The following is a 13,129-nucleotide window of genomic DNA, read 5'->3' as shown; positions in this document are numbered from 1 at the left end:
TCAGGCGCTCCGATCGCGGATCTTGCGGGGCAGGTTGTCGATCAGCAGGTTGACGCTGATCGTGAGGCTGGCGATGGCGAGCGATGGCGCAATCACCGCCGCCGCGCCGAAGGACAGGCCCTGAATATTTTCATGCACCAGCGCGCCCCAGTCGGCGAGCGGAGGCTGCACGCCCAGGCCGAGGAAAGACAGGCCGGAGAGCAGCAGCACGATGAAGACGAAACGGATGCCGAAATCGGCCAGAACCGGCCGAATGATGTTGGGCAGGATTTCCGAGACGGCGAGATAGAGCGTGTTTTCACCGCGAACGCGGGCGACGGTGATGAAATCCATCGTGTTGACATTGACGGCAAGCGCGCGGGCGAAGCGATAGGAACCCGGCGTATAGATAAAGGCGAGTGTCAGGATCAGCGCCGGCAGCGAGGAACCGACGGCGGCGACGATGACGAGGCCGAAAAGCTTGCTGGGAATGGAAATCATGGCATCCATGAAGCGGCTGAGCGCCGCATCGAACCAGCCGCCGATGACGGCGGCCGCCATGCCGAAGATCACACCGCAGGAGGAGGCGATCAGCACGCCGGCAAGCGCAATGCCAAGCGTATAACGTGCGCCGTAGATGATGCGGGACAGCACGTCACGACCGAGATAGTCCGAGCCGAGCCAGAGCTTGGAACTCATCGGGCCGAAATAGTCCATGTCGACGATCTTGCCGACCGGATGGGGAGCGATATGCGGTGCGAAGAGGGCGACGACGGTCCACAACAGGATGACCAGGAAGGCAAGCACGCCGACAGGGTTGAACCTGTAGCCGAAGAAGCCGGTTGCGGCGGAGATCGACGGAGCGCCTTGCATCATCAGCGGAGCCTCGGATTGGAAATGATGGCGATGATGTCGGCAATCGTGATCAGGATCAGGTAGCCGGCGCAAAAGATCACTGCGCAGGTCTGGATCAGCGGCAGGTCGCGGGTAGCGACCGCATCGACCATGAGCTTGGCAATGCCGGGATAGTTGAAGATCGTCTCGATGATGATGACGCCGCCGATAAGATAGGAGAGCGAAAGCGCCAGCGCGTTGACGATGGGGCCAAGCGCGTTGGGCAGCGCGTGGCGAAGGACGATGCGGCTGCGGGAGGCACCTTTCAGCCGTGCCATTTCGACGTAAGGAGTCGATAGCGTCTCGATCACGGCCGCCCGCGTCATGCGGATGATCTGTGCCGAGACGACGAAGGTCAACGTCATGACCGGCATGGCATACATGCGCAACAGGTCGTAGAGCGAGTGGACCTCATTGACCAGGGATATGGCAGGCAACCATTTCAGATAGACGGCGAAGACGAGCACGGCAGTGGAGGCAACCATGAATTCCGGAACGGAAATCACGCCGATGGTGACGATGGTGACGATGCGGTCGTAGAGCGAACCCTGCATGACTGCAGAAGTGATGCCAAGCGTCAGCGCGAAGGGAATGGAGATCAGCGCCGTAATTCCAGCAAGCTGCATCGTATTGACGAAGCGTCCGCTGACAAGCACCGAGATGGGCATATCGTTGGCGTAGGACTTGCCAAGATCGCCGGTGAGGAAGCCAAGCCCCCAGCGCAGGAAGCGCAGCATCGCAGGATCGTCGAGATGCATGGCCTGGCGCAGCCCGGCGACTGCCTCAGGCGTTGCCGACTGACCAAGCAGAATCGAGGCCGTGTCGCCTGGCAGCATGGCGGTTGCGAAGAAGACCGCGAAAGAGACGATGAGCAATGTGATGACGGCGATCACGAGCCGCTTTGCAACCATGCGTGCGATTTCAGAGTTCACGAGAGACCTCCGGCAGCTTTGTATGATGATGGCAATAATGCCGATTTTTATCAAAAGCCCTAGGAAATAAGATCAATCTGTCACCGGTGCGCAGAAATTCCTGCGTACCGGGTTCCAAGGGGCATTCTGAAAACGGCCGTGGGGTCCGGGGCTGACGCTCCCGGACACGGATCGCTCCGCTCAAGCTTCCAGCCAGATATATTCGGCCATTGCGAAGCCCATCATACCGCCGAGCGGGTTGGTCTCAAGGCCCTTGACCTTGGAGGATACGGCGTCGGCATTGGTAATGTAGGCAGGTATGATCGTGCCGGCTTCGTCGGCGATCATGGTCTGCATCTCGTTATAGATCTCGCGGCGCTTGTTTTGGTCCAGCATGCCGCGGGCTTCGAGCAGCATGGAATCGAACTTTGGCGACTTGTACTGGCTTTCGTTCCATGGCGCGTCGGACGAATAGAGCAGCGAGAAGTAGATATCGGGCGTCGGGCGCGGGTTGATATTGCCGAAGTGGATCGGCGCCTTTAGCCAGTACTTGTCCCAGTAGCCGTCGGCGGGCACGCGCTGGACATCGAGTTTCAGGCCGATATCGGCGCCCGATGCCTGCATGATCATGGCCATGTCGATCGAGTTGTTGGCGGCATCCGAGGCAATGACCGGGATCGACTGGCCGAGAACGCCTGCTTTTTCGAAGTAATGCTTTGCCTTGTCGGGATCGAAGGCTTTCGGCTTGAGGTTGGCATCATGAAAGAAGTTGGCCGGGGAAATCGGCTGGTCGTTGCCAACCTCGCCAAAACCGCGCAGTGCCGCCGTTACGATCTGCTCGCGGTCGACGAGGTGTTTCATGCCGGTCACGAAGTCGGCCTTGTTCATGTCAAGTCGGATATTGAGGTTTGTATAGTTGCCGGACGTCGACTTCGAAATCTGGAAGCCCTGCTGAGCTTCTACCAGCTTCGCTGAACGTGGGTTGATCGCATAGGCGAACTGGACGTCACCGGCCAGAAGTGCGTTAACCCGGGCGTTGTCGTCACCGATTGCGAAGAATTCGAAGCTGTCGAGATGCGGCAGGCCTGGCTTCCAGTAGTTCTTGTTCTTCTTGACGATGGAGCGAACGCCGGGCTCGAAGGTTTCGAGCGCGAAAGCGCCGGTGCCGATGCCCTTCGAGAAATCAGTCGTGCCATCCTGTACGATCATGAAGTGGTGGAGCCCCAGGATATAAGGCAGGTCGGCATTGGCCGCTTTCAGCACGATTTCAACCGTGCCGGCATCAGTGGCCTTAACTTCGGAGATCTGGGCCGCGATCTTCGCGACTTTGGAGCCGACGGCCGGATCGAGATGGCGCTTCAGGGAGAAGACCACATCGTCAGCAGTCAAGGCCTTGCCGTCATGGAAAGTCACGCCCTTGCGCAGCGTTACGGTCCAGGTCTTGGCATCCTTGGTGTCGAGCTTTTCGGCAAGTTCCATCTGCGGAACGCCGTGCGAGTCAATGAAGGTCAGACGATTGTAGAGCGAGCAGCAGCGTATATAGTCCGTCGCCACCGAAGCCTTGGCGGGGTCGAGCGTGTCGGCGTTGGAAGAAGAAACGCCGGCCACTTTCATATGTCCACCGGAAACCGGCGTTGCGGCCACGGCGCTCTCGGCGCGGCCGAGAAGGGCACCACCAGCGGAAAGGGCGACGCCGCTTGCCAGCATCAGCTTCAGAAGATCACGGCGGGAAGCGCCGCGGCGGATGGCGTCCTCGACTTGTGCGGCGTCACGGTTCGTCCAGTTGGTCACAGTATCGGTCATGTCATTCCCCTTTTGCTTTGCTCTCGGTGGGTATCCGTCTCGTGCGGATTTTCCGACCTGGTTGGATAGTGGCGTCTCCGGCCTTTTCTACTTAGCAGTGTCGCATGCCTGCCGGGGCGTATCGTCCGATTTGGCCTCCGGCCACGGCATAAAATTGCGAACTTTCTTCCCCTGCGACATTTCGGTGAAATGCCGCCGGCTCCCGTCTTTTCCTCAGGCCATGGCCTGCCGGATTTCCGGGTCCTGCAGAGTCTCATCAAGCGTTTTGCGGGTGCGCTCGACGATGGCGTCGATATCGGAGTCCGTGCAGCAAAGCGGCGGCGCATAGCCCAGTACGCCCTGCGGGAAAGCGCGGATAACGAGACCGTTCCCCCAGGCCCGGTCGAAGATACGGCGTGCTGGCTGGCTAGCTGCCGGAAGCGGTGTCTTCTTCGCCTTGTCCGTCACGAGTTCGACGCCATAGAGCATCCCGCGGCCACGGACATCGCCGACCAGAGGGTGATCACGCAGGCTTTCGAGACCCGCCAGCAGACGCGCGCCAGCTTTGATGCCGTTTTCCAGCAACCCGCCTTCGTAGAGTTTGAGCACTTCCAGCGCGACGGCGGCGCTGACCGGATGGGCGGAATAGGTAAAGCCGTGGCCGACGGCCGCGTCGCCGGCCCCGTCGGCAATCACGTCATAGACATGATCGGCCATGAAGACGGCACCCATCGGCACATAGCCCGAGGTAAGCCCTTTGGCGACCGTCATCATGTCGGGCACGATGTCTTCATCGGCACAGGCAAAAAGCGGGCCGGTGCGGCCGAAGCCGGTGATCACTTCGTCGGCGATAAAGAGAATGCCATAGGATTTGCACAGATCGCGCATGGCCTTGATCCAACCCTTTGGCGGGACGATGACCCCGCCGGAGCCCTGGATCGGTTCGGCATAAAATGCTGCCACGCGATCGGCGCCGATCTCCTCGATCTTGGCCTTCAGGCTGGCGAGAGAGGCCACCGTGATGGCAACGTCGTCCTCGCCGACCGGGTTGCGGTATGGGTAGGGGGAGGGAATCTTGTGCTGCCAGTCAAAAGGCAGACCGAAACCGGCATGGAAGGCTGGAAGGGCGGTCAAGCCTGCACCGACCGTTGACGAACCGTGATAGCCTTGCTGGATAGAGATGAACTGATCGCGCTGCGGCTCACCCTTCGCATTCCAGTAATAGCGGACGAAGCGAATGGTGGAGTCCACGGCATCCGATCCGCCGAGGGTAAAATAGACGCGGTTCAGATCGCCCGGCGCGCGCTCGGCAAGTTCCGCCGCCAGCCGGATCGCCGGTTCCGAACCGAGGTCGAAGTAACCGGTCGCATAGGGCAATTCGCGCAACTGCTTCGCCGCCGCCTCGACAATGCTCTCATGGCCGTAGCCGGCATTGACGCACCATAGCCCAGCGAACCCGTCGATCAATTGGTGACCGTTGGCCTCGGTGACAGTCGCGCCGAAGGCGGATTTGAGCACGCGCACACCCTGCCGCTCGTGGCCGCGATAGGACGCGACAGGGTGGATCAGGTGGGCGCGATCGAGTTCGATCAGGGAGTTGGCGAGCATGGGTGGTCTCCGGTATGAGTTCGTGAGCCAGATCGGGGTGCGGGTTCAGCGTCAGCCCAGCGCCTGATTGGCCAGTGCATAGACTTTGCGGCGGGCCTGTTCGGCATTGTCCTTGGATGGGCGACGCATGGCGATGCCGCCACCCACATGGGGGAGTCCGATTTCGGAAAGCCAGGGGGCAATGCCCGTTTCGCTTCCGGTATCGACACGCAGGAACGCGCCCGGGCGTGATGCGGCGTGAAAGGCAATCAGTGCGCAGGCGGTCTTGGCGTCGGGTGCAATTACCGGACCGATGACCTCGCCACGGCCGAAGGGGCGGATCGCCGCCCAGGCCTCGATTGTTTCCCCTTTGCGGATAACCGCGATCTTGCCGTGTCGGACGAGAGCGTCAATCAGCGCAGATCGATCCGCGCCATAGGCTTCCCTGTCGAGCGCCTTCAGCGACCCCAGATCGCCGGCTTGCATGTCCTCGACACCGTCCGGCCGGTCGAGGGGGCGAACCTCGCCCTGATGCTGACGAATCTCGCCAGTGGTCACGAAACCAAGCTTCTCATAAAGCGGCAGCCCTTCCTTCGTGGCAACGAGGCGCAGCGGTCGGCCTTCGGCCAGCGCCATGGCGCGCTCCATGAGCTTGCGCCCTACCCCCAGTCCGCGCATTGATTTGTCAACGATCACCATGTTGATGGTGGCGCAATCCTGACCATAAGGCGTCAACAGGGTCGTCCCCGTGAGGCGGCGGTCTGCATCCACGGCAGCAATTCCGGCACTCAGTTGTTGCACCAGCTGCCAATCCTCGCGGCGATGTGGCCAGCTTTCTGCGCGCGACAGCTCCACGGCTCCGTCGATGTGTTCAGGCCCGAAGGCGACGATGTCGATCTGGTTCTGCATGGTCATTCCTTTTCCTGATATGAAATGTCGGCGAGGACGCGAACGCTATTCGTCTGAATGGCAAGGTCGCGACACTATCTTTCGCCGAAGCGCAATGCCGGCGCCGCATCTTATGCTGCGGCCCGGTCAGAGCGACGTTTGCAGGGCGCCGGAAAGGGACGCGGCAAAGCTCCGCCGTGCAATAGTGTGCCAAACGGGACGGCAGATTAGAAACTTTGTGCTTCCCACATGGGTGAATTCACGCAATCGAGGTGGGATAAACCGGCTTATGATCGGGGCAACGAAACATGAAAGCCAGAGGAAGAACATCATGGCTCCCATCCGCCCGAAATACATCTCCTTCGACTGCTATGGCACGCTGATCAATTTCGACATGGCGGGTGCCGCCCGCGACCTTTATGGCGACCGTCTCGATGCGCAGGCCATGGACAAGTTCATCCGCAACTTTTCCGCCTATCGCCTCGACGAGATCATGGGCGCCTGGAAGCCATATGCGGACGTCGTGCACAATTCGCTGTCGCGTGCTTGCAAGGCCAATGGGGTGACCTTCAAGGATGAAGATGCGCAGATGGTCTATGAGCGCGTGCCGACCTGGGGCCCGCACGCGGACGTCCCCGCAGGGCTTGCCAAGGTCGCGAAGGAAATTCCGCTCGTCATTCTGTCCAACGCCATGAACGCGCAGATCATGTCGAATGTCGAAAAGCTCGGCGCGCCGTTCCACAAGGTCTATACCGCCGAACAGGCGCAGGCCTACAAGCCGCGCTTCCAGGCGTTCGAATACATGTTCGACATGCTTGGTTGCGGCCCGGAAGACATGCTGCACGTCTCCTCTTCCTTCCGCTATGACCTGATGTCGGCGCACGATCTCGGCATCAAGAACAAGGTCTGGGTCAATCGCGGCCACGAGCCGGCCAACCCCTATTACGGCTATACCGAAATCGCCGACATTTCCGGTCTTCCCGGTGTTGTGGGTCTCTGACCAGGCTTAAGCCGCAGATCAATGCAAGCAGAGGCAAGGCCGATGAAATTCGTCTCCTATTGGCATGACACGGCGCCGGTCTTCACCGGTGCGGTTCAGGGCCCGGTCAGCGGACATTACGATGTTGCCGTCATCGGCGCGGGCTTTACGGGGCTCGCAGCCGCGCGGCAGCTGGCACGCGCGGGGGCTAGGGTCGTCGTGCTGGAGGCGGAACGCATCGGTTTCGGTGCGTCCGGCCGCAATGGCGGGCATCTGAACAACGGGCTCGCACATAGCTACCTCGGTGCCAAGGCGGAACTCGGCAAAGAGCGCGCCATCGCGCTCTATCATGCGCTGGACGATTCCATCGATACCATCGAGGCGCTCATCGCCGAAGAGGGCATCGACTGCAATTTCCGCCGCTCCGGCAAGCTGAAGCTCGCCTCCAAGCCCAAGCATTTCGAGGCCATTGCCCGCAATTTCGAGTCGCTGAACAAGGAATGCGATCCGGACACCGCGCTGCTGTCGCCGGCGGAGCTGAGGAAAGAAGTCGGCTCCCCCTTTTATGGCGCGATGCTGTCGAAGAAGAGCGCCATGATGCATATGGGCCGCTATGTCGCAGGATTGGCGACGGCCGCTGCGCGCCACGGCGCAACGATCTTTGAAGGCACGACCGTTACCGAACATCGCGAGACGAATGGGATACATGCGCTGCAAACGTCGCACGGTAGCGTCACCGCTGCCAATGTCGTCATGGCGACCGGTGCTTACACGACGCAGAACTTCACCTGGTTCCGCCGCCGCATCATTGCCGTCGGCAGCTTCCTGATTGCCACGCGACCGCTGACGGACACTGAAGTTGCCGCCGTCATGCCCGGCAACCGCACCTGCGTGAACACGATGAATATCGGCAATTACTGGCGGTTGGCACCCGACAACCGCCTGATCTTTGGCGGACGCGCACGCTTCTCCGCGACCTCGGACCAGCGCTCGGACGAGAAAAGCGGCGCGATCCTGCGCGAGAGCATGGAGCGCATCTTTCCGCAGTTGAAGGGCGTCGAGATCGACTACTGCTGGGGTGGCCTCGTCGACATGACGGCCGACCGCTACCCGCGCGCCGGCTTCCATGACGGTCTCTGGTATGCCATGGGCTATTCCGGCCACGGTGCTCAGCTTTCCACCCATGTCGGCATGATGGTGGCCGACGCCATTCTTGGCAAGGCGGACCGCAACCCAATGCGCGACTACCCGTGGCCCGCCGTCCCCGGCCATTTCGGCAAACCCTGGTTCCTGCCGCTGGTGGGGCAGTATTACAAGATGCTCGACAGGTTTCAGTGAGCGATCGGCGGGGCATCCCCGCTTCCCGTCATCCGGCCTCCAGCCAGGATGTCGTCAGCCCGCATCTGCGGGCTGAAAAGGTCTCGAGTTCTTCGGCTTATAGACAGCCTGCAACGCGACGGACAATCGCACATTGGAGACCGGGTCAAGCCCGGCGTGACAGAGAGATTTGGTATACGCCTTCGCGACCGTGCTTGCCGTAGTCAAATAAAAAGGGGCAGCCTACCGACTGCCCCAGTCTTTCCTTACACAAGCCCGCCCATATGGAAACTCTTGGTTTCCAGATATTCCTCGATGCCCACTTGCGCGCCCTCGCGGCCGAGGCCGGATTGCTTGACGCCGCCAAAGGGGGCAACTTCCATGGAGATGAGGCCGGTGTTCAGCGCCACCATGCCGAATTCCAGCGCTTCACCGACGCGCCAGGCGCGCTTCATGCTTTCGGTGTAGAAATAGGAGGCAAGACCGAAGGGCGTGCCGTTGGCAATCGCGATCGCCTCTTCCTCCGTCTCGAAGCGGAAGAGCGGCGCGACGGGTCCGAAGGTCTCTTCGGTTGCGAGTTCCATGTCGGTCGTCGCGCCCGTGAGCACGAGCGGGGCCGTATACTGGCCGCCGTTCGGCATGGCAGGCGTTTCGGTGATGATCTTTGCACCCTTTGAAAGCGCGTCCGCGACATGGCGTTTAATCTTGTCGATGGCGGCGGCATTGATCATCGGCCCGATAGAGACGCCGGCTTCTGTTCCCGGACCCACCTTCATCGCATCGACGCGGGCCTTCAGCTTGGCAGCGAAGGCGTCGTAGACGCCCGACTGCACGAGAATGCGGTTGGCGCAGACGCAGGTTTGGCCGCCATTGCGGAATTTGGACGCAAGCGCGCCTTCAATGGCAAGGTCGAGATCGGCATCGTCGAAGACGATAAAGGGTGCATTGCCGCCAAGCTCGAGGCTAAGCCGCTTGACGCTGTCGGCCGCCCCGCGCATCAGCAGCGAGCCGACGCGGGTCGAACCGGTGAAGGAAATCTTGCGCACCGTCTCGCTGGCCATCAATTCGTTGCCGATCTTGGTGGGCATTCCGGTGACGATATTGATCACGCCTGCCGGAATGCCAGCGCGTTCGGCGAGCACGCCGAGCGCCAGCGCCGAATAGGGGGTGAATTCGGAGGGCTTGATGACGACCGTGCAGCCTGCGGCGAGCGCCGGTGCCACTTTGCGGGTGATCATCGCATTGGGGAAGTTCCAGGGCGTAATGATGCCGCAGACGCCGACCGCCTCCTTCAAGACGATGATGCGGCGGTCGCGCGACGGCGCCGGGATCGTGTGGCCGTTGATGCGGCGGGCTTCCTCGGCAAACCATTTGACGAAGGAGGCGCCATAGCGGATTTCACCGCGCGCCTCGTCCAATGGCTTGCCTTGTTCGGAGGTCAGGATCAGCGCCAGATCCTCGAGGTTTTCGATCATCAGATCGAACCACTTTTCGATGATCAGCGCGCGCTCGGCATTCGTCTTTGCCTTCCAGGTCTTGAAGGCGGCCTCTGCCGCGACGATGGCTGCACGGGTTTCCTCGCCGCCCATGTCCGGTACGGTGCCGATGGTGCCCTGCGTTGCCGGATCGATGACATTGATGGTCTTGCCCGAGCAGGCGGCAGTCCATTCGCCGTTGATGAGGCCGGCCTGGCGGAGAAGGCTCGGGTCCTTGAGGTTCAGCATTGCTTTGTCCTATTCAGAGGTGAGTGCTGCGATGACCGCAGCGGTAATCGTGTCGGTCGAGTCCTTGCCCGCAACCGTGCCGATGCCCTTTGCGGTGACAGCGGAAAGCGCCGCCATCACGCGGGCGGCGGCGTCCTTTTCGCCCAGATGATCAAGCATCATCGCGCCGGACCAGATCGTGGCCATGGGGTTTGCGATTCCCTTGCCGGCAATGTCCGGGGCTGAGCCATGGACGGGCTCGAACATGGATGGGGCGGAGCGGTCCGGGTTGATATTGGCGGAGGCGGCAAAGCCGAGCCCGCCCTGAATGGCGGCACCAAGATCGGTGAGGATATCGCCGAAGAGGTTAGATGCGACGATAACGTCGAGGCTTTCCGGCGCCATCACCATGCGCGCGGCAAGCGCATCGACATGGTAGCTCGTGACCTCGACGTCGGGATATTCGGCTGCGAGTGCCTTGGTGATCTCGTCCCAGAAGACCATGGAATATTTCTGCGCATTGGATTTGGTGACCGAAGCAAGCTTGCCGCGGCGCGCGCGTGCCTGTTCGAAGCCAAAGCGGATGATGCGTTCGACGCCCTTGCGGGTGAAGATCGAGGTTTCCACGGCGACTTCATTGTCGAGCCCCTGATGGACGCGCCCTCCGGCGCCCGAATATTCGCCCTCGGTATTCTCGCGAATGCAGAGAATGTCGAAGCCTTCCGCCTTCAGCGGGCCCTGCACACCGGGCAGCAACCGGTGCGGTCGGATATTGGCATATTGCACGAAGGCCTTGCGGATGGGCAGCAGCAGTCCGTGTAGCGAAACGGCATCCGGCACCTCCGCCGGCCACCCGACGGCGCCGAGAAGAATGGCGTCGAAGCTGCGTAGCGTCTCGATCCCGTCTTCCGGCATCATCCTGCCGGTTTCTTTATAGAAGGCGCAGGACCAGGGGAATTCTGTGCCGGAAAGCGCGCAGCCGGACTGTGCGGCCGCCTTCTGAAGCACGCTCCAGGCGGCGTCGGTGACATCGCTGCCGATGCCGTCGCCAGGGATCAAGGCAATCTCGTGGGTTTTCATCTGCTTATCCTCAAAGACTGATCAAGACGCTTTTCGTCTTGCGATTGGCCTCATAGGCCTCGCGGCCGAGGTCCTTACCGATGCCGGAACGCTTGTAGCCGCCAGTGGGAAGGATGTGGTCGCGCGAGCGGCTGTAGCGATTGACCCAAACCGTGCCAGCCTCCAATGCGCGGGCAAAGCGCAGGGTACGGGAGAGGTCGGAGGTGAAAAGACCGGACGCAAGCCCGTAGACCGGGTGGGTCGAAAGAGCGAGCGCTTCCTCTTCCGTCTCGAAGGTCTGGACGGTCAGAACGGGTCCGAAGATTTCCTCAACAATGGCCGGATTATCCTGGGTTACCCCAGCGATCAGTGTCGGCGCGTAGAAATAGCCCGCGCCTTCCATGTCGTCGCCGCCCGTGAGGCATTCGCCACCGGCCGCTTTCGCTGCGTCAACGATGCTGGCGATACGGCCGCGTTGGCCCTCGGAAATGATCGGGGAATACTGTGTGGCCGCGTCCCAGGTGGGGCCGGGACGCGCGGCTTGCATGCGGAGGATGATCGAGGCAATGAGTTGGTCGGCGATGCATTTCTCAACGATCAGCCGCGTGCCAGCGACACAGGCCTGGCCGGCATTGAAGATGACGCTGCCGGCAATCGCAGCGGCGGCCTTGTCGAGATCTGCATCGGCGAAGACGATCTGCGGGCTCTTGCCGCCCAGCTCCAGCGTCATCGGCTTGACGCCGGTGCGGGCAATGTTTCCCATGATGGCCGAGCCCGCGCGCGTCGAGCCGGTGAAGCTCACCTTGGCGATATCAGCGTGGCCCGTCAGCGCATTGCCGGTCGTCAGGCCATCGCCGAGAACAACATTGACGAGGCCCTCCGGAATGCCGGCTTTGATCGCCAGTTGCGCCATGTAGACGGTTGAAAACGGCGTCATTTCGGAGGGCTTGATAACGACCGCATTGCCGGCGGCAAGAGCCGGTCCGAGTTTCCATCCGGCCATGGAAATGGGAAAGTTCCAAGGCGTGATCGCGCCGACGACACCATAGGGCTCGCTGATTGTCATGCCGAAGGTCTGGTCGTCGGTTGGAACGACATCGCTGCCTTCCTTGTCGGCAAATTCGGCAAAGAAACGGATCTGCTCGGCGGTTACGGCGATATCGCCGAGGACGAGCTGGCTGACGGGCCGCGTCGAGGACAGCGCCTCGATCTTCGCCAGCGTCTCGGCTTCGGCCTCGATCAGGTCTGCCCAGGCCTGAAGCGCCTTGGTGCGCTCGCGGGGGCGAACGCCACCCCAATTGCTGGATTTCAGCGCCGCCTTGGCGTTCTCGACCGCGTGGTCTACCAGATCGGCATCGGCGATGGGGCAATGTGCATAAGCCTTGCTGTCCGAGGGGCGGTGCATGTCGAGCCCGTCTTTTGCTTCGATCAGCGCGCCGCCGATGAAATGGCCGATCGGCAGGGCAAGCGTATCTGGGTCGAAGCTCGGGCTCATGAGGGCGGGTCCTTTCAGTCTCGTCAGGACACTAACAGGGAATGGCGAGCACGAATGGTTGCGCGAGCCCCGCTCCTCCGACGTTTCTTGCGTTTTCGAAGGGGGTTGCAGACAAATCTTTTGCCGTGCCACCCGCGCGATATTCCGGCGGAGAAACTGCCGCCTCAGTTGACGACTACATAGATCTTGCGCACCGTCTCGATCGTCTTCCAGACGCCGACAAAGCCCGGCTTCATGACGAAGCTATCGCCGGCCTTGTAGATGACAGGATCACCGCCATCGGGCGTGATTTCAACAACGCCTGAGAGGATGTGGCAGAATTCGAAGACCTCGCCCTTGATCGACTTCGTTTCGCCGGGCGTCGCTTCCCAGACGCCGGAAAGAACAAGACCGTCCTTTGCCTCATCCATGGCCCAGGTCTTGAAGGCGGGCGCACCGGCAATCAGCCGCTCCGGCATCGGGCCGGATTCGCGTGGGGGTGAGGTCGGGTTCGGATCGAGTGTTTTGAGAAGAGACATGGCGTTCCTTTCGAGGG

The 13,129-nt window shown here is 61.2% G+C and carries 11 protein-coding genes; 2 read left to right on the top strand and 9 right to left on the bottom strand.

Annotation, left to right across the window (positions count from 1 at the left end):
- The 5 genes from EYC79_RS11915 to EYC79_RS11895 form a co-directional block, all read right to left on the bottom strand.
- Positions 1-852: an ABC transporter permease gene (locus EYC79_RS11915; RefSeq protein WP_130978304.1), complete on the bottom strand. Its 852-nt coding sequence runs from the start codon at positions 850-852 to the stop codon at positions 1-3.
- A gap of 2 nt (positions 853-854) precedes the next feature.
- Positions 855-1,784: an ABC transporter permease gene (locus EYC79_RS11910; RefSeq protein ID WP_376782286.1), complete on the bottom strand. Its 930-nt coding sequence runs from the start codon at positions 1,782-1,784 to the stop codon at positions 855-857.
- Positions 1,785-1,985: 201 nt separating this feature from the next.
- On the bottom strand, positions 1,986-3,587 hold the full coding sequence (locus tag EYC79_RS11905; RefSeq protein WP_130978132.1) for an ABC transporter substrate-binding protein: 1,602 nt from the start codon (positions 3,585-3,587) through the stop codon (positions 1,986-1,988).
- 213 nt (positions 3,588-3,800) lie between these two features.
- Positions 3,801-5,174, bottom strand: coding sequence for an aspartate aminotransferase family protein (locus EYC79_RS11900; RefSeq protein ID WP_130978131.1), 1,374 nt, complete (start codon positions 5,172-5,174; stop codon positions 3,801-3,803).
- 51 nt (positions 5,175-5,225) lie between these two features.
- Positions 5,226-6,068: a GNAT family N-acetyltransferase gene (locus tag EYC79_RS11895; protein WP_418122597.1), complete on the bottom strand. Its 843-nt coding sequence runs from the start codon at positions 6,066-6,068 to the stop codon at positions 5,226-5,228.
- A 304-nt stretch (positions 6,069-6,372) separates the two neighbouring features.
- Between EYC79_RS11895 and EYC79_RS11890 the strand changes: the two genes are divergently transcribed.
- Positions 6,373-7,041, top strand: coding sequence for a haloacid dehalogenase type II (locus EYC79_RS11890; protein ID WP_113175859.1), 669 nt, complete (start codon positions 6,373-6,375; stop codon positions 7,039-7,041).
- Positions 7,042-7,083: 42 nt separating this feature from the next.
- Positions 7,084-8,358, top strand: a complete 1,275-nt coding sequence (locus EYC79_RS11885) for an NAD(P)/FAD-dependent oxidoreductase (RefSeq protein ID WP_130978130.1) — start codon at positions 7,084-7,086, stop codon at positions 8,356-8,358.
- A gap of 245 nt (positions 8,359-8,603) precedes the next feature.
- On the opposite strand, the gene EYC79_RS11880 is transcribed toward EYC79_RS11885, so the two are convergent.
- The 4 genes from EYC79_RS11880 to EYC79_RS11865 form a co-directional block, all read right to left on the bottom strand.
- Positions 8,604-10,061 (bottom strand): NAD-dependent succinate-semialdehyde dehydrogenase, encoded by a 1,458-nt coding sequence (locus tag EYC79_RS11880; RefSeq protein WP_130978129.1) that lies wholly within the window; start codon positions 10,059-10,061, stop codon positions 8,604-8,606.
- A 9-nt stretch (positions 10,062-10,070) separates the two neighbouring features.
- On the bottom strand, positions 10,071-11,120 hold the full coding sequence (locus EYC79_RS11875; RefSeq protein ID WP_130978128.1) for a tartrate dehydrogenase: 1,050 nt from the start codon (positions 11,118-11,120) through the stop codon (positions 10,071-10,073).
- 10 nt (positions 11,121-11,130) lie between these two features.
- Positions 11,131-12,594 carry an aldehyde dehydrogenase family protein gene (locus EYC79_RS11870; protein ID WP_130978127.1) on the bottom strand — a complete coding sequence of 488 codons (1,464 nt, stop codon included), beginning with the start codon at positions 12,592-12,594 and terminating at the stop codon, positions 11,131-11,133.
- Positions 12,595-12,758: 164 nt separating this feature from the next.
- The gene (locus EYC79_RS11865) at positions 12,759-13,112 is read right to left on the bottom strand and encodes a cupin domain-containing protein (protein WP_062423758.1); all 354 of its coding nucleotides are present in this window, start codon (positions 13,110-13,112) and stop codon (positions 12,759-12,761) included.
- Positions 13,113-13,129: the final 17 nt, after the last annotated feature.

Source organism: Agrobacterium cavarae (assembly GCF_004310285.1).
GTDB classification, from domain to species: domain Bacteria; phylum Pseudomonadota; class Alphaproteobacteria; order Rhizobiales; family Rhizobiaceae; genus Agrobacterium; species Agrobacterium cavarae.
The sequence above is the reverse complement of the archived record's forward strand: the minus strand, read 5'-3'. Positions and strand labels throughout refer to the sequence as shown.